Below are 21483 nucleotides of genomic sequence, written 5' to 3'. Positions count from 1 at the left end.
CTGTGACTACGCCGCCACGATCGCCGTCGCACCGGGAGGACCGCATCCCGGTGACCGCCCAGCGCATCCTCAACGGACGCTATGAGCTCGGTGAGCTCATAGGCCGGGGAGGCATGGCCGATGTACACCGCGGCACCGACACCCGGCTGGGGCGCACAGTGGCCATCAAGCTGCTGCGTCCGGACATGGCACGTGATCCGCAGTTCCAAGCCCGGTTCAAACGCGAGGCGCAGGCTGTTGCGGCCCTGAACCACCCGTCCATCGTGGCGATCTACGACACCGGTGACCACGCATTGCCCGAGGACGCCCACGACCACATCCGCGTGCCCTACATCGTGATGGAATTCGTGGACGGGGAAACCCTGCGGGACCTCATCAGGGCCAAGGGCATCACCATCAGCCAGGCCATCAGCTACACACTGGGGGTCCTGTCCGCGCTCGAGTACAGCCACAAGGCCGGCATCGTGCACCGCGACATCAAACCGGCCAACGTGATGTTCTGCAGGAACTCAAGCATGGTGAAGGTCATGGACTTCGGCATCGCCCGTGCCATGGCGGACTCCGCGGCCACCATGACGCAGACGCAGGCCGTCGTCGGCACTGCCCAGTATCTGTCGCCGGAGCAGGCCCGCGGCGAGACCGTTGATGCCCGCAGCGATCTGTACTCCGCGGCGTGCCTGCTGTACGAAATGCTGACCGGCCGCCCGCCGTTTATCGGTGAGAGCCCGGTTTCCGTGGCGTACCAGCACGTGCGCGAGATTCCTGAGCCTGCCAGCAGCCTCAACCCGGACGTTTCCGCAGCCCTGGACAGCGTCCTGGCGAAGGCACTCCAGAAAAACCGGGTGGACCGGTTCCAGGATGCCGCGTCATTCAGGCGTGCCCTGCGTGCCGCACAAAACGGCGTGCCCGTGCCTGGGGTGTCCGCCAGCGAGGCGCCGACAGACCCGAACGACCACGTCCCGCAGCTCCACCGCACGCCAGCCACGGAAGCCTTTTCCATGACAGGCGCCAGCTTCCTGGACGATGCCCCGGGCGGCAGGCTCCGTCCTGCCCAGGAGCCTGCCGGCGCCGAGTCCGTTCTGCCTGCGGAGGCCACCGCGATGTATGAGACGGCCGAACAGGAGGACCTTCCCCTGGGTCTCCCGCGGGAGAGGGAACGCACGCGCGTACAGAAGTCCCGCCGTCGGGCGTGGATCGCCACGTTTGTTGTTTTTACACTGCTCGTGCTCGCAGGCGGCGGACTCTGGCTGTACAACACCATGAACCAGCGGCCGGCGGAGCCGGTGAAGGTTGCCGTACCCTCGGTGGAAGCCCGCACAGAATCAGAAGCCCTGCAGGTGCTCTACGACGCCAAGCTGCGGCCCCAAATCAAGCGCGTCCAGCACGACACCGTCGACAAGGGGACAGCCATCGGAACTGTGCCCGCGGCCGGATCATTTCTCACTCTGGACTCGGAGGTGACGCTCAACGTTTCGGCCGGGCCAAGCGCCGTCAAGATCCCTGAAGCGTTGCCTGGCCGGACGGAAGCGGCGGCCCGTGACATCCTGAGACAGGTCGGACTGGTGGGAGCGCCGTCCACCACCATGGCCAACAGCCCAACGGTCCCGGGCGGCCTGGTGATCACCACTAAGCCCGCTCCGGGCCAGCAGGTTGCGGTGGGAAGCACCGTGGAGATCATCATTTCCACCGGCAAGGTGCCCGTGCCCGAACTGCGGGGCATGACACGCGCCGAAGCGGAGGCCGCCCTGAAGCGGCTGCATCTGCCGGTTGTCGTCAGCGAAGTGGAGAATTCCCAAGTGGCTCCGGGCAAGGTGACAGGCCAAAGCGATCCCCTGAACACCCTCGTGGAACAGGGAAAAACCATCACCATCACCGTGGCCAAAGCGCCGGCGCCAAAGCCGACTCCGACCCCCACTTCCACTCCCAAGCCGACTGCCTCGCCCAGCGCCTCCGCCAAACGCTAGTGCCGGATTGGCGGCTAGTGCTGGATGAGCGGGCTGAGCTTGGCCGCGCGTTCGGCCGCGCCCTTCATGCCGAGTGACTCAAGCCAGTTGCCCAGCATCTGGTAGCCTCCCTCGGTGAGGACCGACTCCGGGTGGAACTGGACTCCACACAGCGGCGCTGTGCGGTGCTGCAGGCCCATGACCACGCCGTTGGCTGTTTCCGCCGTGATCTCGAGAACGTCCGGAATGGACTCCCGCACAGCTGCCAGGGAGTGGTAACGCGTTGCGGTAACGGGGGAGGGCAGCCCGGCGAACACGCTGACGCCCTCATGCCGGACCAGCGACGTCTTGCCGTGCATCAGCTCGGGGGCATGCGTCACAATGCCGCCGTAAGCCTCGGCGAGGGCCTGATGACCCAAACAGACGCCGAACATGGGCTTCCGGCTGTCTCCGCACCACTTGATCAGCTCAATGCAGACGCCGGCCTCCGACGGCGAGCCCGGACCAGGCGAGATGAGTACGCCGTCGCGCGTTTCAGCCATTTCGACCGCTTCGGCGAGCGTGACGTCGTCATTGCGGACCACGGTGGTCTCGGCGCCCAGTTCCTGGAGATAACCCACCAGGGTATAGACGAAGCTGTCGTAGTTATCCACGACGAGGATCTTGGTTGTGCTCATGGTTTACTTGCCGCACCAATCGTTGAGTCGGTGAATTGTGTGAACTGTGACATCCAGGGGAACAGGAACTCGACCATCAGGAACAGTGTCCCGACAATCAGCGCCGCCGAGGTGAGGATGCGAAGCCAGAGCGGGCCGGGGAGGTGCCGGAATATCCAACCGTACAAGTCTCAGCCTTCCCCTCGGGCCCGTGCCACCTGGGCCGCAATTTCCCGCGGCGGCCCTGCGGACACCGGTTGCCAGTGGTCCAGCACGGAATAGGCAATGATCCGCTCCTGCGAACCAAAGCGGGGGTTGCAACTGGTCATGGTCAGGAATCTTTCGGTCGGCCTGACTCCGGGCCGCGAGGGCACCGGAAGCAGGACGTCAGCGTTGGACGGCATCACGATCCGGTTGTTCCGGAAAACGTATACGTAGTAGCCGTCCCTGGTCTGGACGTAGATCTTGTCTCCCGGAACGAGGGTGTGGATATTGTCCAGCACGGCACCGTGCGTCTGTCGGTGTCCGGCCACCGCGAAGTTCCCTACCGCGCCCGGCATGGCGGTGCTGCCGTAATGGCCCAGGCCAAGGGTGTCCAGCACATCGGGGCTGGTTCCTTCAACGATGGGGCGCGTGTAGTTCTCGCCAAACCTGGGGATGTACATGATGCCGATGGTGCCGCCGTGGCCGGGTGCCTGGGCGACCGGAGGGGTGCCATAGTCAGGTGTCCCCGACGCGGCCGCCGAAGCTCCCGGGCTGGGCGCGGGAACCACCGGTCCCCCCAGTTCGCGGGCAAAGTCTTTGACTACCTCGCCCTGCCTGGCATCGGACGCGACGTTGGTCCACCACAGCTGCCATGCGACGAAGAGCAGGAGCACAATGCCGGCCGTTATCAGCAGCTCACCAATGACCTGGACAGCCCTTCGCAGGATTACGACGCCGGATACCGGCGCGGCAGGGGGTCTGACCTTCTCCTGCAGTACCACGCGATCTCCTCCAAGGCGGGTGCGGTGGGCGATGGTGTGGCCTGAAGTACAGCTAGAATTGGCTGCTAGTAAGACTTCAGACTTGACCAAGAGCGCGCAGACCGCCGGCAATATTCCTGCTAGCAGGATATCAAGCCGGGCACGCCGTTCTTGATTCAGCCCGCCAAGGAGGACATGTGCCCGAGTCAAAGCCCCGTAAGAAGACTGCCCGCGCGTCCGAATCCGTCTCCGCGACGCAGGCGTACAAACCCAATCCCGTGTGGTTCAAGCCTGTCATGTTCGGGCTCATGATCATCGGTCTCCTTTGGATCATCACCTTTTACATCAGCGAGGGAACACTACCCGTGGGTACTTGGGGCTCATGGAACATCGTTGCCGGGTTCGGCATTGCGATCGCTGGCTTCCTCATGACCACGCGCTGGCGTTCCTGACGGCCGTTCCGCTGCCATGACCCCGGACGGCATCATCATCGGCGACGACGGGCTCGCCCGTCCGGTATGGGCCTCCGCAGATCCCCTGATGCGGGAGTACTACGACACGGAATGGGGACTTCCTGTCCGGGACGAACAGGGATTGTACGAGCGCATCAGCCTGGAGGCGTTTCAGGCCGGGCTGTCCTGGGCCACAATCCTCCGCAAGAGGCCGGCCTTCCGTGCGGCCTTCGCCAACTTCCATCCCGATACTGTGGCCGCCTTCACCGAGGCCGACGTCGAGAGGCTGCTCCAGGACCCCGGCATTGTGCGGAACCGGCTGAAGATCCGGGCCGCCATTACCAATGCCAAGGCTACGATTGCCCTCCGCGACGAGGGCGGGCTCGTGGATTTTGTGTGGAAGTTTCAGCCCGCGTCCACTCCTGCGCCGCTGACCTACGCGGATGTACCCACCACGTCGCCTGAGTCCATTGCACTCTCGAAAGCACTCCGGAAAAAGGGGTTCGCCTTCGTCGGGCCCACCACGATGTTTGCCCTCATGGAGGCCATCGGCATGGTGGACACTCACCTCATCGACAGCCATCGACGCGGAACGTCCGGCGTCTGGCACTGACAGCCCCGCTTCCGGCGTCCCACTTCCTGTCCACAGATGTTGGTAAGGATATCCACAGTGTTGATAAAGCCGGAGCCGAATCCGGGCTCAAGAGCGGCTCAAGGCCTCTAGCGCGCCCTTTCCTTCGCGAAAAGCGCTGCTCAAGTTATTAACAACTGTGGAAAGTCTGTGGATAATGCGGCGGCCTAGTCTGTTTGCCGGCGGACAGGGTGCTGGCTGGTGATCGATACCCGGTTGAAAGCGTTCATCGTGATGGCCAGCCAACTGACCGCCGAATACTCCTCAGCTGTCAGGTGATCACGCGCATAGGCTTCCTCGGCTTCGCGGGTTCGCGCGTCAGGGAGGTTTGTGATGCTCTCGGCAAGTGCCAGGGCCGCCCTCTCGGTACCGTCAAAGAGCTCGGTGTCGCGCCAGGCGGGGAGAACAGCCAGCCGCTGGCTGGATTCGCCACCCTTGAGGGCGTCCGACACGTGCATGTCCAGACAGTACGCGCAGCCGTTGAGCTGGGAGGTGCGGACGTACAGCAGTTCGATGAGCTTAGGATCCAGCCCAGCTTCAATCGCCGCTTCCCGCACTTTGAGTCCCAGGCCATTGAGGGCACGCCATGATGCGGGATGGTGTTTGTCCAGGAAGATATGTTCGGTGGTGCTCACGGCGTACTCCTCGATGAATAAGCCCGCCGGAAGCCACCGGCGGACAGTGGCGCTGGCTGGCGGTTAATCCGAGACTACACGCGGCCCGGACCGGCAAGCGGCACGTTGGCCCACATGCCGTGACAGCCACGGCGCCCTAGGCGAGGGTAAATCCGAGGTGAACCTGTGGGGTTTATCCACTTAACAACAGGCGAGTACCCACAACTTATCCACAGGTGGGGATAACCTGTGGGGAAGAATCTCCGAAATCGCCGCCATGTAGGCTTCAGGACCGTCTCGCGTCGTCGAACTACACAGCTGTAACTTATTAACAAATGTGCATAACCCTGTTGAGAATAGGGGCGTGCGCCTGCTTCGCACGCGCCAGGGGACCATTCCGTCCGTTGATTTTCCCGGGATTTCCGGCACTCCGTGAGTTTGTTGCCAGTCCATCGGCCCATGTAGGGTCCCGCCCCTCCTGGAGCCGGAAAGTTGTCCACTTAACCACAGGAAGCCCCCACAGAGTTATCCACAGATGTGGACGCAACTGTCGACAAAATGGGGAAAACCGCGCTTCGGCGGGGATTTCAAAGCGGCAATGGGGGAACTACAGACGTGTAAGTTACTCACAGTGTGGATAACTCCTGTGGAAAACGTAAGCGCTGAGACTCTGGCCACCGGTCCAGGAAGTTGCCGGTCCAGGAGGCTGCGGCTCCAGGAGGCGACCAGCTACAGAGGCCAAAGCGTTCCAGAGGCGCGCCTCAGCGGCTTCAGGGGGAACAGCCGGGCCCGAGGCCGCTCCCTCGCCAGCCGGCCGGCGGGAGGGCGGAGGGTGCAGTACAGCACACGTCGCGCCTTGGAAGATTATGGGAAGGAGGCCACGAGGTATGGAAGGCTATGTAGGTGCAGCCAGGGGAGCTGCAGGGGAAGCGGTGAGGAAACCGTCAGCCGGCGATGATGCGGGACCAAGACGCGAGGGCCAGCAGCGCCAAAACAGCGGCCAGACCGGCAAACTGCAGAAGGTGTTGGCGCGGACCGCGGGGCGCGTAGGCGATAACTGCCGCGCACAGGGCTCCCGCTATCAGCCCACCGAGGTGAGCCTGCCAGGCAATCTGGGGCACCACGAATCCGATCACGCCGTTGATGGCGATGAGTATCCAGAGCTGTTTGGTTTCAGCGCGGCGGTGCCGCTGGACCACCAGCATGGCGCCGAAGAGCCCGAAGATTGCTCCCGAGGCCCCGATGACGCCCACGGGTCCGCCCTCAGGAATGAGGGGAGTGAGGAGAAGATACCCCACGGACCCTCCCACGGCCGAGACCAGGTAGACCGCAAGGAAGCGGACCCGGCCAAGCAACGGCTCCAGGGCCTGGCCGAAAATCCACAGCATGTACATGTTCAGCAGGATGTGGAGAAGAAATCCCTGCGAGTGCAGAAAGGCCGACGTGACCATGCGCCACGGCTGGAACACACCGTACTCGGGAGTGGCAAACACCGAGGCGTACGCAAGGTTCCGGTAAATGGCATCGCCCGGAATGACCCATTGCAGGACATATAGCACCGCGCAGGCCGCGATGATCGCGAACGTCACCATTGGCTTGCCTGTCGCCACGGCGCCGCCGTAGACGGTCCGGACTGCCGGCGTCGTACGTTTTGTTTCATTGACGCAGTCAATGCATTGGAATCCGACGGCGGCCGCCCGCTGGCATTCGGGGCATGCGGGACGCCCGCAGCGCTGGCACCTCACGTAGGAGGGCCTGTCCGGGTGCCGGGGGCACACGGGGACCTGCGCGGACGGCTCGACCGACGGAATTCCGTAACTCATGGTGTGGGTTAGAGCTGCTCGATATCGATGCTGTTGATCGTTACGTCTTCGACCGGCCGGTCGCCCATGCCGGTGCGGACGCCTTCGATGGCGTCGACGACCTTGCGGGATTCCTCGTCAGCCACTTCACCGAAGATGCTGTGCTTGCCCTGCAGCCAGTCGGTGGGGATGGTGGTGATGAAGAACTGGGAACCGTTGGTTCCCTTGCCCATCTGAATGCCGGCGTTGGCCATGGCGAGCTTGTAGGGGGCGTTGAAGCTCAATTCGGGGTGGATCTCGTCGTCGAAGCGGTAACCCGGTCCGCCGGTGCCGCGGCCCAGGGGATCGCCGGCCTGGATCATGAAGTCCTTGATGATGCGGTGGAAAATGGTGCCGTTGTACAGCGGCGTGCCGGTCTTTTCCTCGCCGGTCTCCGGGTGCGTCCAGTTCTGTTCGCCTGTGGCCAATCCAATGAAGTTCTTGACAGTCTTCGGCGCGTGGTTGCCGAAGAGGTTGACGACGATGTCGCCGAGGCTTGTGTGGATGGTTGCTTTTGCAGTTGCTGTGGCAGTCATACGGTCATTCTTTCACGGAGGGTCAACGCCGCACGGGGCCGCAAAGGCAGTTCCGCGTTGGGTGAAATCCGTCCGCAATCCCCGGGAACGATAGCAGCACGGGTCATCCTCCACGTAGGCTAGCGACAGAACCGTCACATTAATCGGGAGGTAGTTGTGAAGAAAACGGATCGTATTGCCCATGAACTGGAGTTGTCGGTCAGTTCAGCAGTAGAGAACGCAAAAGACCGGGTGGAAGCCGCAGTGGACTGGGCTGTTCCCCGGCTGCAGCATGGCATCGACACCGCTTCCCCCAAAATCCAGGAAGGGCTCAAGTCCGCCGCCTACAACCTGGCTGACGGAGTTGCTGTCGTGACGCCGCGGATCCAGGACGGACTGGCGCACTTGGCACCGAAGATTCATGACGCCGTTGAGGGTGCCACACCGCGGCTGCACGAGGCCCTGGACAAGGCCACCCCCGTCATCACACAGGCCCGTGACCGCGTAGTGGTCGAATACCTGCCCCGGCTCTCCGACCAGATCGGCACGGCATCGGAGGTGGTCCACCGGACGCTGGAAAACGCTCCGGCCCGCGTCGACGCCGTGGCACAAAAGCTCGGCGACGTCGGCATCATCCACTCCCTTCAGGAACAGGCGCAGGTTGCCGGCACGCAGCTGAAGTCAGCCGCCTCGGAGGCGGGCCGTGCAGTCACCGGGAAGCAGCTGATCCAGCCGGAAAAGCCCAAGAGGCGCGGGCTGCTGATTGTTGGAGTAATCGCGGCTGCCGTGGCTGCTGGGGTTGCTGCCTGGAAGGCGTCCAAGCCGGTCGAGGATCCGTGGAAGACGCCGGCACCCGTTACTCCGGCGCCGTCCACCCCTGCCGCTGAGACTCCGTCTCCCGTGCCGGCCGCTGCGGTCAATGAGCCCGCCACAGCGGAGGCCACGCCAGTGGCGGCCGCAGGCGACGACACCGACGCAGGATCGGCTGATAAGGCCAAGCACGTTGCCGGGGATTCGGACACCGACGCCGGCACGGTCGCCACTGACGCAAAGACCGCCGTGAAGAACATTGCGGCCAATATCGAAAACGGTGCCAGCAAGCCGGCTGACAGGTAACCAGCAACGTCCACGCCCAAGGGGCGTGCACCTGGAGGGGTCCCGCCTGACTGGCGGGGCCCCTCCTTTCTGCTGCCGCGCATCTTTTCCGGGCAGGTCTTTGCGGGGGCGCGGTCACAGGGCAGGGGAAGAAAATCGATCGGTGCTAAGTTTGAGGTGATGTCAGACGATAGATCCTTTGAGGATGCCTCGCATGACGCTCCGCAGCTGCCGGGCGTATCAATCGTCATACCGGCGTACAACGAGGAAAGCGTCATCCGGCAGTGCCTGATCGCCGCTGTCTATCAGTCGGTACCGGCCCACGAGATCATCGTTGTGGACAACATGTCGAAGGACCGTACGGCGGACATTGTCCGGCAAATGCAGCAGGAGTATCCCGAGAGCCCCATCATCCTGCTGAGTCAGGACATGGAACAGGGCCTCATCCCCACGCGCAACTTCGGCCTTAACCATGCAACCGGGGATATCCTCGGCCGCATCGATGCCGATTCGGTGGTGGAACCTGACTGGGTGGAACAGGTCCAGAAGGCCTTTGCGGACCCGTCCACGCAGGCAGCCACCGGGCCTGTGGTCTATTACGACATGCCGATGCGCCGATTTGGCCTCAAAGCCGACGACAAAATGCGCCAGCTGATGCTGAAACTGGCCAAGCACCAGTACCACTTCCTTTTCGGATCCAACATGGCGCTCCGTCGCGGGGCATGGGAGATCATCCGGGACGAGGCCTGCCGGGATGAGAAGGATGAGATGCACGAGGACATTGACCTGTCCCTGCACCTCGCAGAGCATGATCTGAGGATCCAGTACTGGCCGCAGATGGTCTCAGGCATGTCCGCCCGGCGGCTCGAAGACTCACCCCGCGATTACCGCTACTACGTCACGCGCTTCGACCGCACGTATAAGGCACACAACGTGAAGAAAATGGCCCTCAAAGCGCCCATGGTGGTCTTCTTCTCCGTCTACTTCCCCGCCAAGCTGCTGCGCGCCATTCACACCGTCAACACCAGCCAGCCCGTCCGCCGCGGCGGCCAGTAGCAGCGGGCCGGCTGGCCGCGCGGGAGGCTGTACTCAGTCTGTCCCAAGCTCCGCCAGCGGCCGCTCTGCCGGCGGTTTTCCGCGCCCGGCTTTTCCCCCGCGCTGACCCGCAACGACGACGGCGAGCCCCACCAGGATCAGTGCCAGGCCACCGTATGTCCCCGCTGGCAGTGTTTCCTCCAGGAAGATGGCAGCGAGCAGCGCCGCTCCCGGAATCTCCAGCAGGATGATCATGGAGACGAGCAGCGGACTCATGGTCGCCAGCAGGTGGTTGAAGGCGGTATGGCCGATCAGCTGCGCGCATACGGTGATGGCTATGATCCCCATCCACCCGGCCGCCTCGAACCCCACGAGGGGCTGGTTGGCAAAGAGAGCCATTCCCCCCACGAATGCCGCGCACATTCCGTAGCAGAGCGTTGTGTAGGTTCCTGTTGACATGCTTTGCCGCGCCCTGCCTCCTGCCAGGGTGTAGATGCCCGCCAGGAGGCCTCCAGCCACAGCCAGCAGGTCGCCCAGCAGTGCTTCGGGCGATGTTCCCATGTCAAAGCCTGTGATGGTTACGACGCCGCCGAACGCGATGCCCAGTCCCGCAAGGACCTGCCACCGGTGCTTCACGCCGCGGAACAGCTGTATGACGGCGATCCAGGCGGACTGCAGGCAGACAAGGGCCGTAGCGGCGGCGACGGAGGTCAGCTGCAGGGAGGTGATGAAGCAGGCGAAATGCAGTGCCAGGGCGAAGGCCGCCACGAGCGACCAGCGGAACTCCCGTCCGGTGACGCGCCCGAACTGCGCCGGTTCCCTGACCAGCGTGGGGGCTGCCATGACCGCGGCTCCGATCGCATTGCGCCAGAAGGCAATGGCCAGGGCAGTCACAGTAGTGGAACCGAGGGTTGCTGCGATGAGCGGTCCGGAGGAAGCCACGCCGAGGACGCCCAGGGCGGCGAGGAAGAAGGTCACGGTTCCAGCGTAGTGTGCTGCTGCTGCGGCTGGTCTGGAGCACCCAACGCCCCCGGATTGGGAGGGACTTAAAACAAAAGTCCCGGCCATCTCTGGCCGGGACTTTCCTTATGGTGGAGGCACGGGGACTCGAACCCCGAACCCCCTGCTTGCAAAGCAGGTGCGCTACCAATTGCGCCATGCCCCCATAAGAAGCAACCCGTCAATCATACCCTAGTTCGGGAGGCTGTCTGACCAGCCTGCCTGCGGGCGTCCGGGCTATTCAACCGTGTCGGTTGAATCGCTCCAGACTGTTTTCCGGGCCTCGGATTCCTGCACTTTCCTGTAGAGCAGGACGCCTGCGATCGCCGCTGCAATTGCCAGCAACTTCTTCACACGCACCCCGTTCCGGTCAGTTTTACCTGATCCTTTACTTGAACCTGTGCAGGTTCCGTGGGCGTACCAGGACTTGAACCTGGGACCTCTTCGTTATCAGCGAAGCGCTCTAACCGCCTGAGCTATACGCCCCGATGCCTCATCGGGCCGAGACATGACTCTACAGCACATCCCGGCCCGATCTCAAATCGAGGCATTCCGTGGTCCTACATCCGCGGAATCACGGGGATTTCTAGTCGTCCGTCAGGGTGACGCCGATGCCGCCCACGAGGGTGGCGGAGATGTTGTACAGGACGGCTGAGAGCATGGACAGAGCGGTCAACAGCACCACGTTGACCACGGCAATGATGGTGGCAAAGGACGCCACCTGGCCGAGGGAAGCAACCTTCTTCAATTCGAATCCGCCGCCTTCGGAGCCTGCGAGCGTGCCGAGAAGGCTGTCCACCTGGTCGAAGATGCCTGTCAGGTCCAGCACGGTCCAGAGCACGATGGCCGCAACCACCGTGACGATCCCGAGGGCCACGGAGAGCAGGAAGGCCATCTTCAGGACGGACCAGGGGTCCACCTTGCTGACCAGCAGGCGCGCACGGCGGACCTTGGCCTTCGGCGCCGGCTTGACGAGTCCGGGGGCACCTTGGCCCGGACGCTGGCCGGGAGCGGGGGGCCGCTGGCCAGGCATCTGGGGACGCTGCCCCTGGGCCGGCCCTTGGCCCGGACGCTGCGCGGGAGCGGCTGGGCGCTGCCCCGGAAGCCCCGACGCCGAGCCCGGGCTCTGAGCGGGACGCACCGGGGCGTTCACTCGTGGAGCGGCTGCCGGCTGCCGTATCCCGCCGCTACCGCTACTGCTCGGCTTGGGAAATGAGTCGGAATTACTCACTCGTTACCTCCGGTGTTGTCTTCGTTCAGCTCGGCATCGTTGTCCGCACCCTGGGATGCTGCGGGCACTGCCGACTCTGCCTCTGCTGTTTCTGCCTCTGCGGACCCGTTTGCTGATCCGGTATCTTCAGCCAACGTTACGTCATCCTCCGGAGATTCCTCTCCCTCGAGTCCGCGTTCGCTGTTCCGCGCCACCTCAATGATGCGGTCGTTCTTGTCAGGTTTCGCGAAGATGACGCCCATGGTGTCGCGGCCCTTGGCAGGAACCCCCGCCACGGCCGAACGGACCACCTTGCCGCCCTCCATGACCACCAGGACTTCGTCCTCTTCCTGGACAATGAGGGCGCCAACCAGGTCGCCGCGTTCCTCGGCAAGCTTGGCCACCTTGATGCCCAGCCCGCCGCGTCCCTGCAGGCGGTACTCCTCGACGGCGGTCCGCTTCGCGTAACCGCCCTCCGTGACGATGAAGACGTACGAACCGTCGGTCACGACATTCGCGGCGAGAAGCTCGTCGTCCTCGCGGAACTTCATCCCTGTCACGCCGGAGGTAGCGCGGCCCATCGGACGCAGCGCGTCATCCGTGGCGGTGAAGCGGATGGACTGGCCCTTGCGGGAGACCAGCATAAGATCGTCTGTTTCGGAGACGAGCTGCGCGGAAACGAGTTCATCCCCGTCACGCAGGTTGATCGCGATGACGCCCGCGGACCGGTTGGTGTCGTAGTCTTCCAGCCGGGTCTTCTTGACGAGACCCCGTTTGGTGGCCAGCACCAGGTACGGCGAGTGCTGGTAGTCCTTCAGATCCAGGACCTGGGCGATGTGCTCGTCAGGCTGGAACGCCAGCAGGTTGGCAACGTGCTGTCCCTTCGAATCACGGCTGCCCTCGGCGAGTTCGTACGCCTTGGCGCGGTAGACGCGGCCCAGGTTGGTGAAGAAGAGCAGCCAGTGGTGCGTCGTGGTGACGAAGAAGTGTTCCACGACATCATCGCCGCGCAGCTGGGCACCCTTGATGCCCTTGCCGCCCCGCTGCTGGGAGCGGTAGTTGTCGCTCCGGGTCCGTTTGACGTAGCCGCCACGGGTAATGGTGACCACCATTTCCTCTTCAGGAATGAGGTCTTCCATGGACATGTCGGTGTCGTATCCCATGAGGATCTTGGTGCGGCGGTCATCGCCGTGCTTCGCCACGATTTCGGCAAGCTCGTTGCTGATGATTTCGCGCTGGCGCTCTTCCGAAGCAAGGATCGCGTTGTACTCGGCGATCAGCGCTTCGAGTTCAGCGTGGCGGTCCTGGATCTTCTGGCGTTCCAGTGCCGCCAGGCGGCGCAGCTGCATGTCCAGGATGGCCCGGGCCTGGAGTTCGTCGATGTCCAGGAGTTGCATCAGCCCGTCACGTGCGGCCTCGGTGGTGCTGGAGGCCCGGATCAGCGCAATGACTTCGTCCAGCATGTCCAGGGCCTTCAAGAGGGCGCGCAGGATATGCGCTTCCTCTTCGGCCTTGCGCAGCCGGTAGCGCGTGCGGCGGGCAATGACATCCAACTGGTGTGTGACCCAATGGCGGATGAAGGCGTCGAGGCTTAGTGTCCGCGGCACGCCGTCCACGATGGCCAGCATGTTGGCGCCGAAGTTTTCCTGCAGCTGCGTGTGCTTGTAAAGGTTGTTCAGCACCACCTTCGCGACGGCGTCACGCTTCAGGACGATAACCAGGCGCTGGCCCGTGCGTCCGGAGGTCTCGTCGCGGAGGTCGGCGATTCCCTGGACCTTGCCGTCCTTGACCAGTTCGGCAATCTTGATAGCCAGGTTGTCCGGGTTGGCCTGGTAGGGCAGTTCGGTGACCACCAGGCATGTGCGTCCCTGGAGTTCCTCGACGTTGACCACGGCACGCATGGTGATGGAGCCGCGGCCCGTGCGGTAGGCATCTTCGATGCCCTTGTGGCCGAGGATCGTCGCCCCAGTGGGGAAATCAGGTCCCTTGATGCGGAGCAGCAGCTCTTCCAGCAGCTGCTCCCGGCTGGCGGTGGGGTTGGCCAGGTACCACTGCACGCCGTCGGCCACCTCGCGGAGGTTGTGCGGCGGAATGTTGGTGGCCATGCCGACGGCGATGCCCGAGGAGCCGTTGACCAGCAGGTTCGGGAACCGTGCCGGGAGAATCGTGGGTTCCTGGTTCTTGCCGTCGTAGTTGTCCTGGAAGTCGACGGTTTCCTCGTCGATGTCCCGCACCATTTCCATGGCGAGCGGCGCCATTTTGGTTTCGGTGTAACGCGGTGCAGCCGCACCGTCGTTGCCGGGAGAACCGAAGTTGCCCTGTCCCAGTGCCAGCGGGTAGCGCATGGTCCAGTCCTGGATCAGGCGGACCAGGGCATCGTAAATGGCGGTGTCACCGTGCGGGTGGTACTGGCCCATGACTTCGCCCACGACGCGTGCGCACTTGTTGAAGGAGCGGTCAGGGCGGTAGCCGCCGTCGAACATGGCGTACAGCACGCGGCGGTGCACGGGCTTCAGCCCATCCCGGACATCCGGCAGTGCACGGCCCACGATCACAGCCATGGCGTAGTCGAGGTAGGACCGCTGCATCTCGGTCTGGAGGTCTACCTGCTCCACGCGGTCGATCAGCAGGTCCCCTTCCAGCACCACCTCGGGGGTCTCCGCCGAGTCCGAAGGAACCTCAGGGGTTTCGTCACTCATAGTCTATGTTTTCCGTTTCAGGTATATGTCGGTTCAGGAATATCAGCGCTGATTGGCGCTAGATATCAAGGAACCGGACGTCCTTGGCGTTTTGCTGGATGAAGTTTCGGCGGGATTCAACGTCCTCGCCCATCAGCACGGTGAAGATCTGGTCTGCGGCGGCCGCGTCCTCCATGGTGACCTGGAGCAGCGTCCGGTTGTCCGGGTCCATGGTGGTGTCCCACAGCTCCGTGTAGTCCATCTCGCCCAGACCCTTGTAGCGCTGGATGCCGTTGTCCTTGGGGATGCGGCGGCCCGCGGCCTGCCCGGCCACCAGCCTGGCGTCGCGTTCACGGTCGCTGTAGACGTAGTCGTGCGGCGCGTTGGACCATTTGATCCGGTAGAGGGGCGGCTGCGCCAGGTACACATAGCCGTTTTCAATCAACGGGCGCATGTAACGGAACAGCAGGGTCATGAGGAGCGTGGTGATGTGCTGGCCGTCAACGTCGGCATCGGCCATCAGGACGATCTTGTGGTACCGCAGCTTGGCGAGGTCGAAGTCCTCCCCGATGCCCGTGCCAAAGGCCGTGATCATGGACTGGACCTCGTTGTTGCCCAGGGCCTTGTCCAGCCGGGCCCGTTCGACGTTCAGGATCTTGCCCCGGAGAGGCAGGATGGCCTGCGTTTCCGGGTTCCGCCCGCGCTTGGCCGAACCGCCGGCGGAGTCACCCTCCACGATGTAGACCTCGCACTTCGACGGGTCCTTGGAGGAGCAGTCCGAGAGCTTGCCGGGCATGCCGAAGGACTCAAGCGGGCTCTTGCGGCGGGCATTGTCCCGTGCCTTGCGTGCGGCCATGCGCGCCTGGGCGGCTGAAATGGCCTTCCGGATAACGTCCCGTGCAGGGCCGGGGTTGCGTTCCAGCCAGTCTCCCAGCTGGTCGGTAACCACGCGCTGGACGAAACCCTTGACCTCGGAGTTTCCCAGCTTGGTCTTGGTCTGGCCCTCGAACTGCGGCTCGGCGAGCTTCACCGAAATGACGGCGGTCAGGCCTTCCCGGATGTCATCACCGGTGAGGTTCTCTTCCTTTTCCTTGATGATGCTCTTCTCCCGCGCGTAGCGGTTGATGAGAGACGTCATCGCAGCCCGGAAGCCCTCCTCGTGGGTACCGCCCTCATGGGTGTTGATGGTGTTGGCATAGGTGTGGACGCTTTCGGAGTACGCACTGGTCCACTGCATGGCCATCTCCACCGCGATGCGGCGTTCCGTGTCCTCGGTCTCGAAGGCGATGACGTCCTCGTGGACCACATCCACTTTCTTGCCCGAGTTCAGGTGCTTGACATAGTCCAGCAGGCCGTCGTTGTACTGGTAGACCACCGTGCGGTGGTCCGCATTGACTTCACCCTCGGTGGCCACGGCATCGAGGTCGAGGTCCTCGTCGTCACCGGCAACAGCGGCGGCACGCTCGTCCGTGAGTGTGATGCGCAGGCCCTTGTTGAGGAAAGCCATCTGCTGGAAGCGTGCGCGCAAAGTTTCGAACTCGAATTCCACCGACTCGAAAATGCCCTCGTCCGGGTAGAACGTCTGGGTGGTGCCAGTGGTGTCTGTTTCCTCGCCCTTAACCAGGCTGCCCTGGGGCTTGCCTCCATCGGCAAATGACATGCGCCAGACGTGGCCCTGCCGGCGCACCTCGGTTTCCACCCTGCTGGAGAGCGCGTTGACAACAGAGATACCCACGCCGTGGAGGCCACCGGAAACAGCGTATCCGCCGCCGCCGAACTTGCCGCCGGCGTGCAGGATGGTCATGACGACCTCGACGGTGGGCTTGCCCTCGGTGGGATGAATGTCCACCGGAATGCCTCGGCCGTCGTCCGAAACTCTTACGCCGCCGTCGGCCTGAAGAACAATTTCAATGTGGGTGCAGTAACCGGCCAGGGCCTCATCGACGGAGTTGTCCACCACCTCGTACACGAGGTGGTGCAACCCGCGCAGACCCGTGGAACCGATATACATGCCAGGCCGTTTCCGCACGGCTTCCAGGCCCTCAAGTACCGTGATGTCGCTGGCACCGTACTCTCGCGGGGTCACCGCTTCAGGGGTCACCGCGTCCGCCGGTGTATCAGGCGTCCGGGCATCCTCCAGGATGGTTTCCACTGCCTCTGCATTGTCGTTAGCCACGGGCGCTCTCGACTCCTCTGTATTTGATGATGGCCGGCCGACGCCATCTCCCTAGGGAACGGCTTCAGCCAACTGGCACGTCACTGATAGCGCCGGCTACTCGGTCGACTCGCGGAACCGTCTTCCGCTCGCTGGAAAGCGTCGGAAAACGGACTCAGTCAACGTTTCACCGGCGCCCAGTTATCTACAGCGATTCTATCGTGAAACAGGGCCGATTCCCGCATTCCAGAGCCGCGAACGGCGGTCAATGTGCCTCTCGCTGGCCATTGGCCCCGCCTGCAAGGCTCCCAAGGTACCGTCTTCAGGTTCCTATACGGGTCTCGGCGGTTTGAACGGCCTACACGCCGTTTGAGCATATTTCAAGAGATCCATCGGCAGCCTCGTGCCCGAATGCCCCGGCCGGTGCCTACCCGTAGGTATCGCGGGGACCGCGGCCGTTGACGGCACGGCCGCCCTTCCGCCAACTGGGAGCTGCCGGCCCCAGCACCTGGATGCTCGTGACCACGCCATCGCCGAGCTCGACCCGGAACTTTTCCAGCAGGCTGATGCTCAGCAGGCGAAGCTGGGTGGCCCAGGCCGTGGAATCACAACGCACATGCAGAGTGGTATCAGTGAAGCTCTCGGGCGTGCAGTGGGCCGCAATTTCGGGGCCAACAAGGGTGGCCCACTCTGCCATGACGGATCCCACGGCCACGGGTGAGGTCCAGCCGCGCTCGGCAACAAGCCGTCCCACGACTTTTCCCAGCCCCAGCGGATCACGCCCGGTGGCGTGGAACTGGCTGAAGCCGCGGGTGCTCCGCCCAGACGTTCGCTGCTTTTGGCTGCCGCCCGCCCGCGGCGCCGCGCGCCGCACTTCGCCGCGGGCGGCCGCGGCTTCGCGCATGCGGTTCAGCGCAGCCTGTGCGGCATCGATTTCGTCCGGGTCGCGGCCCGGCTGGAGGCCTCCGCCGGTGTTATTCACCGAGATTCCGCATCATCGATTCCTCCCGGGATGACCTTCACCCGCCGCCCGGCCAGTTCCTCAGGGATATCAGCATCGACGGCGGCCGTCACCAGGACCTGTTCGGCACCGGAGACTATTGCGGCCAGTTTACGCCGCCGCTGCACATCAAGCTCGGCAAAAACATCGTCGAGAATCAGGATGGGTGCCGAACCGCCGGTGCGGGCATCATCGAGCATGACGTAGTAGGAGGCCAGGCGCAGGGAAAGGCACATCGACCAGGTTTCGCCGTGCGAGGCATAGCCCTTCGCCGGTGCCTGGCCGAGGACAAGCTCCAGTTCGTCACGATGGGGACCGACCAGCGAAATGCCGCGTTCAAGTTCCCTGCGGCGGGACGCCGCGAAGGCCCGCACATAGCGTTCGGTGAGCCCGTCCACGGAAAGCAGCCGCAGGTCCTCCGGCTGCTCTCCGTCCTGGGGAGGTTCGCCGCCCGCACCGGCGGGCGCGCCGTCGTCGTCCATTAAAGTCTGAAGCGTTGACCGGTACGCGGCGCCTGCCGCCTTGGACCCATCCGTCAGCTGCGCGTACGCACTGCTGAGGTGGGGGCGCAGCCGCTCCACGAGCTCCAGGCGTGCGTGCAGCAATTCCGCTCCGGCGCGGGCCATGTGCTGGTCCCAGACATCCAATGTTGCTTCATGGCCTGCCGTGAATTTACCGGTCCGGGCCGATTTCAGAAGGGCATTGCGCTGTTTCAGGACGCGGTCATAGTCACTTCTCGTGGCGGCGTGCCGCGGGATCAGGCTGACGAGCAGCTCGTCCAGGAAGCGCCTCCGGTTCGACGGATCTCCCTTGACGAGGGCAAGGTCTTCAGGCGCGAACAGGACGGTGTGGCAGATGCCCAGCAGATCCCGTGCACGGACGGGGTTGCTGCGATTTATGCGCCCGCGGTTCGCCCGGCCGCTGTTGATCTCCAGTTCCAGCACGGTGGACTGTTCGCCGCGGACCAGTTTTGCCCGGATCAGGGCGCGGTCCGCACCGAAGCGAAGGAGCGGACCATCGGCGCTGACACGGTGCGAACTCAGTGTCGAAAGGTAACCGACGGCCTCCATCAGGTTGGTCTTGCCGATCCCATTGGAGCCGACCAAGACCGTGACGCCGGGTTCCAGGCGGAGGTCCACCTGGGCATAGCTGCGGAAGTCGGTCAGGGACAAGTGTTCTAGGTACACGCGTTCTTCAGGATTCTCGGGACTCTCGTCCGGGACCCGCAGGTCCCGGTGCGGATGCTACTTGGCCGGACGGGTGGAGTGCCCGCCGAACTGGTGGCGCAGCGCGGACACCATTTTCATGGCCGGCGAGTTGTCCTCCCGGGAGGAGAAACGGGCGAAGAGCGCAGCCGTGATGGCGGGCGCCGGAACCGCGTTGGCGATGGCTTCCTCCACGGTCCAGCGTCCTTCACCGGAGTCCTCGACGTAGTCATCGATTGAGGCCAGTCCCGGATCCTCGTCCAGCGCCTTCACCATCAGGTCAAGCAGCCAGGAGCGGACGACCGTTCCCTTCTGCCACGCGCGGAAGGTTCCGGGAAGATCGGTGACGATCTCCTTGGCAGCGAGCAGCTCATAGCCTTCCGCATAGGCCTGCATGAGACCGTATTCGATGCCGTTGTGGACCATTTTGGCGTAGTGGCCGGCGCCCACGCCGCCCACATGGACGAAGCTGTCCGCCCGGTCACCTTCAGGGCGGAGGGCATCAAACACGGGCAGGGCGCGCTCGATGTCCTCGGTGGATCCGCCGGCCATGAGGCCATAGCCGTTCTGGAGACCCCAGACTCCGCCGGATACCCCGCAGTCCACGAAGCGGATCCCCTTCTCGGCCAGGGCAGCGCCGTGTTTCTGGTCCTCCGTGAAGCGGGAGTTGCCGCCATCGATAACGAGGTCGCCGGGCTGGAGCTTGGTGCCAAGTTCAGTAATCACCGTGTCAGTGATTTCGCCTGCGGGGACCATGACCCAGACCAGCCGGGGCGCCGGCAGTGTGGCAATGAGCTCATCCACCGAGGAAACATCCGTCACATCCGGATTGCGGTCAAGGCCCGTGACTTCGATGCCTCCCTTGCGCAGCCGTTCGCGCATGTTGAAGCCCATTTTTCCAAGGCCGATCAGTCCGATGTGCACGGTGAACTCTTTTCTGCGCTGGGGAGGTGGCGGGCCGGAGACGGATCTAGTTGGGGAGGCGGACAGGCATCACGAGGTAGCGGTAGTCGTCCTGGTCTTCGCCGTCCGCATTTGCCTGCGCCGTGATCATGGCCGGTTTCGGCGCGGTGGTGAAGGAAAAGCGGACAAACTTAGTTTCGATGACGCTCAGGCCCTCAACGAGGTAGTGCGGATTGAACGCCACGGTGATGTCGTCGCCGGACAGCTGGGCTTCGAGCTCTTCGGAGGCCTGCGCGTCTTCGCCTGTGCCGGCGTCGAGGTGGAGCTGGCCCTGCGTGAAGGCCAGGCGCACAGGGGTGTTCCGTTCGGCAACGAGCGACACGCGGCGGACCGCTTCGACGAGCTCCTGGGTCTGCACAGTGGCATGAATCGGAGTCGAGTCCGGGAACAGGGAGCGGATCTTGGGGTAGTCGCCGTCGACGAGAAGGGACGTTGTGGTGCGTCCACCGCTTTCAAACCCGATGAGCCGGGAGTCGTCGTCGGCGATTGCGAGGCTGATGTCGCCGCTGCCGCCGAGGGTCTTGGCCACCTCGTTAAGGGTCTTCGCTTTGACGAGCGCACTGGTGGAAATGCCCGGCGTAACAGGCTTCCACGGCACTTCACGCATGGCGAGGCGGTAACGGTCCGTGGCCAGAAGCGTGATGAGGTCGTCCTCGATTTCCATCCTGACGCCCGTGAGGATGGGGAGCGTGTCGTCCTTGCTGGCAGCAATGATCACCTGGGACACGGCTTGGGAGAAGGAGTCTCCGGCCACGGTGCCACTGATGGTGGGCAATGCGGGCAGCGGAGGATACTCGGCCTCGGGCATGGTGGCGAGGTGGAAACTGCTTCGGCGGCAGGTGAGTGTCACCTTGCTGCCTTCCGTTTCGATGTCGACCGGGGCGGACGGAAGGCTGCGGCAGATGTCGGCGAGCAGCCGGCCGGAGACAAGGATGGTGCCTTCATCCGTGATGTCAGCCGGAATTTCGAGCCTGGCCGATGTCTCGTAGTCGAAGCTGGAGAGGCTGACCGTTCCTGCCTCAGCCTTGAGCAGCAGGCCCGAGAGGACGGGTACTGGCGGCCGCGGAGACAACGATCGGGCTGTCCATGTGACGGCTTCTGCCAGGACGTCCCGTTCGACTCGAAACTTCACGGAAGGGTGCCGCCTTTCATTGCTGCTGCCAGTTGCTGAACGGGAACTCCCGCAGGGAGTTCACAAATCTGTGCCCCCAAACCCCTGAACCTGCATGGTCCGCGCCTGCTGAATCACAGGAAGACCCAAGGATGGGAGCGCTGCTGACAGCTTAGCCCGAAGATCGGGGAATTCCCCATCCCCGCCGGCGGGATGGCCCGTTCCTGGCCCCGGCCAGGGGCTTCGGGTGGGCAGGGAAGCGAGATTGTTGTTTGAGGGATTTCGATTTTTTGGGATTAGTAGTGTTAATAACTGCTGTGGAAACTGTGGATAACTCCCGTTGGCGGCAGGAATCCGGGGTTAAGCCCTGTTCATGGCCTGTGGGCTGAGCAGGTTTTAAACAGCCTGTGGATGG

At 63.6% G+C, this 21483-nt stretch carries 19 protein-coding genes and 2 tRNA genes; 5 read left to right on the top strand and 16 right to left on the bottom strand.

Translation table 11 applies throughout. The features are described from left to right. Window positions 1-2: 2 nt before the first annotated feature. Window positions 3-1964 (top strand): Stk1 family PASTA domain-containing Ser/Thr kinase, encoded by a 1962-nt coding sequence (gene pknB / locus AC6CH3_RS08600; RefSeq protein ID WP_498132030.1) that lies wholly within the window; start codon window positions 3-5, stop codon window positions 1962-1964. A 14-nt stretch (window positions 1965-1978) separates the two neighbouring features. Here pknB and AC6CH3_RS08595 read toward each other — a convergent pair whose 3' ends face one another. Further along, window positions 1979-2620 carry an aminodeoxychorismate/anthranilate synthase component II gene (locus tag AC6CH3_RS08595; RefSeq protein ID WP_498132029.1) on the bottom strand — a complete coding sequence of 214 codons (642 nt, stop codon included), beginning with the start codon at window positions 2618-2620 and terminating at the stop codon, window positions 1979-1981. Between the two features lie 170 nt (window positions 2621-2790). Further along, on the bottom strand, window positions 2791-3585 hold the full coding sequence (locus AC6CH3_RS08590; RefSeq protein ID WP_498132028.1) for a class E sortase: 795 nt from the start codon (window positions 3583-3585) through the stop codon (window positions 2791-2793). A gap of 176 nt (window positions 3586-3761) precedes the next feature. Between AC6CH3_RS08590 and AC6CH3_RS08585 the strand changes: the two genes are divergently transcribed. Both AC6CH3_RS08585 and AC6CH3_RS08580 read left to right on the top strand, forming a co-directional pair. After that, a complete protein-coding gene (locus tag AC6CH3_RS08585) occupies window positions 3762-4016 on the top strand; it encodes a cell division protein CrgA (protein ID WP_400576958.1) in 255 nt (84 codons plus the stop codon). Between the two features lie 16 nt (window positions 4017-4032). After that, a complete protein-coding gene (locus AC6CH3_RS08580) occupies window positions 4033-4629 on the top strand; it encodes a DNA-3-methyladenine glycosylase I (RefSeq protein WP_498132027.1) in 597 nt (198 codons plus the stop codon). Window positions 4630-4814: 185 nt separating this feature from the next. On the opposite strand, the gene AC6CH3_RS08575 is transcribed toward AC6CH3_RS08580, so the two are convergent. From AC6CH3_RS08575 to AC6CH3_RS08565, 3 genes are all read right to left on the bottom strand, one after another. Then, window positions 4815-5282 (bottom strand): carboxymuconolactone decarboxylase family protein, encoded by a 468-nt coding sequence (locus AC6CH3_RS08575; protein ID WP_498132026.1) that lies wholly within the window; start codon window positions 5280-5282, stop codon window positions 4815-4817. A gap of 923 nt (window positions 5283-6205) precedes the next feature. Further along, entirely contained in the window at window positions 6206-7084 is an 879-nt protein-coding gene (locus AC6CH3_RS08570) for a rhomboid family intramembrane serine protease (protein WP_498132025.1), read from the bottom strand. An 8-nt stretch (window positions 7085-7092) separates the two neighbouring features. Further along, entirely contained in the window at window positions 7093-7638 is a 546-nt protein-coding gene (locus tag AC6CH3_RS08565) for a peptidylprolyl isomerase (RefSeq protein ID WP_498132024.1), read from the bottom strand. A gap of 156 nt (window positions 7639-7794) precedes the next feature. Here AC6CH3_RS08565 and AC6CH3_RS08560 point away from each other — a divergent pair, with 156 nt between their 5' ends. Together AC6CH3_RS08560 and AC6CH3_RS08555 are read left to right on the top strand one after the other, a co-directional pair. Further along, window positions 7795-8733 carry a hypothetical protein gene (locus AC6CH3_RS08560; RefSeq protein WP_498132023.1) on the top strand — a complete coding sequence of 313 codons (939 nt, stop codon included), beginning with the start codon at window positions 7795-7797 and terminating at the stop codon, window positions 8731-8733. A gap of 159 nt (window positions 8734-8892) precedes the next feature. Beyond that, window positions 8893-9768, top strand: coding sequence for a glycosyltransferase family 2 protein (locus tag AC6CH3_RS08555; protein WP_498132022.1), 876 nt, complete (start codon window positions 8893-8895; stop codon window positions 9766-9768). 33 nt (window positions 9769-9801) lie between these two features. Here the strand turns inward: AC6CH3_RS08555 and AC6CH3_RS08550 are convergent, their stop codons facing one another. The 11 genes from AC6CH3_RS08550 to dnaN form a co-directional block, all read right to left on the bottom strand. Then, window positions 9802-10725, bottom strand: coding sequence for a DMT family transporter (locus tag AC6CH3_RS08550; protein WP_498132021.1), 924 nt, complete (start codon window positions 10723-10725; stop codon window positions 9802-9804). Window positions 10726-10836: 111 nt separating this feature from the next. After that, window positions 10837-10912: transfer RNA gene (locus tag AC6CH3_RS08545), tRNA-Ala, on the bottom strand. Between the two features lie 71 nt (window positions 10913-10983). Beyond that, window positions 10984-11100, bottom strand: a complete 117-nt coding sequence (locus AC6CH3_RS08540) for a DLW-39 family protein (RefSeq protein WP_498132020.1) — start codon at window positions 11098-11100, stop codon at window positions 10984-10986. A gap of 58 nt (window positions 11101-11158) precedes the next feature. After that, window positions 11159-11232: transfer RNA gene (locus tag AC6CH3_RS08535), tRNA-Ile, on the bottom strand. Between the two features lie 100 nt (window positions 11233-11332). After that, complete coding sequence (locus AC6CH3_RS08530; protein WP_498132019.1) at window positions 11333-11977, bottom strand: DUF3566 domain-containing protein; 645 nt, start codon at window positions 11975-11977, stop codon at window positions 11333-11335. Next, on the bottom strand, window positions 11974-14655 hold the full coding sequence (gene gyrA, locus AC6CH3_RS08525; protein WP_498132018.1) for a DNA gyrase subunit A: 2682 nt from the start codon (window positions 14653-14655) through the stop codon (window positions 11974-11976). Before gyrA ends, AC6CH3_RS08530 begins: the two co-directional genes overlap by 4 nt. A gap of 58 nt (window positions 14656-14713) precedes the next feature. Then, window positions 14714-16810, bottom strand: a complete 2097-nt coding sequence (gene gyrB / locus AC6CH3_RS08520; protein WP_498132017.1) for a DNA topoisomerase (ATP-hydrolyzing) subunit B — start codon at window positions 16808-16810, stop codon at window positions 14714-14716. Between the two features lie 406 nt (window positions 16811-17216). After that, the gene (locus tag AC6CH3_RS08515) at window positions 17217-17771 is read right to left on the bottom strand and encodes a DciA family protein (protein ID WP_498132016.1); all 555 of its coding nucleotides are present in this window, start codon (window positions 17769-17771) and stop codon (window positions 17217-17219) included. After that, window positions 17768-18976: a DNA replication/repair protein RecF gene (gene recF / locus AC6CH3_RS08510; RefSeq protein WP_498132015.1), complete on the bottom strand. Its 1209-nt coding sequence runs from the start codon at window positions 18974-18976 to the stop codon at window positions 17768-17770. Before recF ends, AC6CH3_RS08515 begins: the two co-directional genes overlap by 4 nt. A 57-nt stretch (window positions 18977-19033) precedes the next feature. Next, window positions 19034-19918, bottom strand: a complete 885-nt coding sequence (gene gnd / locus AC6CH3_RS08505) for a phosphogluconate dehydrogenase (NAD(+)-dependent, decarboxylating) (protein ID WP_498132014.1) — start codon at window positions 19916-19918, stop codon at window positions 19034-19036. Window positions 19919-19964: 46 nt separating this feature from the next. Further along, window positions 19965-21089, bottom strand: a complete 1125-nt coding sequence (dnaN, locus tag AC6CH3_RS08500; protein WP_498132013.1) for a DNA polymerase III subunit beta — start codon at window positions 21087-21089, stop codon at window positions 19965-19967. Window positions 21090-21483 lie beyond the last annotated feature (394 nt).

Source organism: Arthrobacter sp. GQ119, from assembly GCF_059759125.1.
The sequence above is the reverse complement of the archived record's forward strand: the minus strand, read 5'-3'. Positions and strand labels throughout refer to the sequence as shown.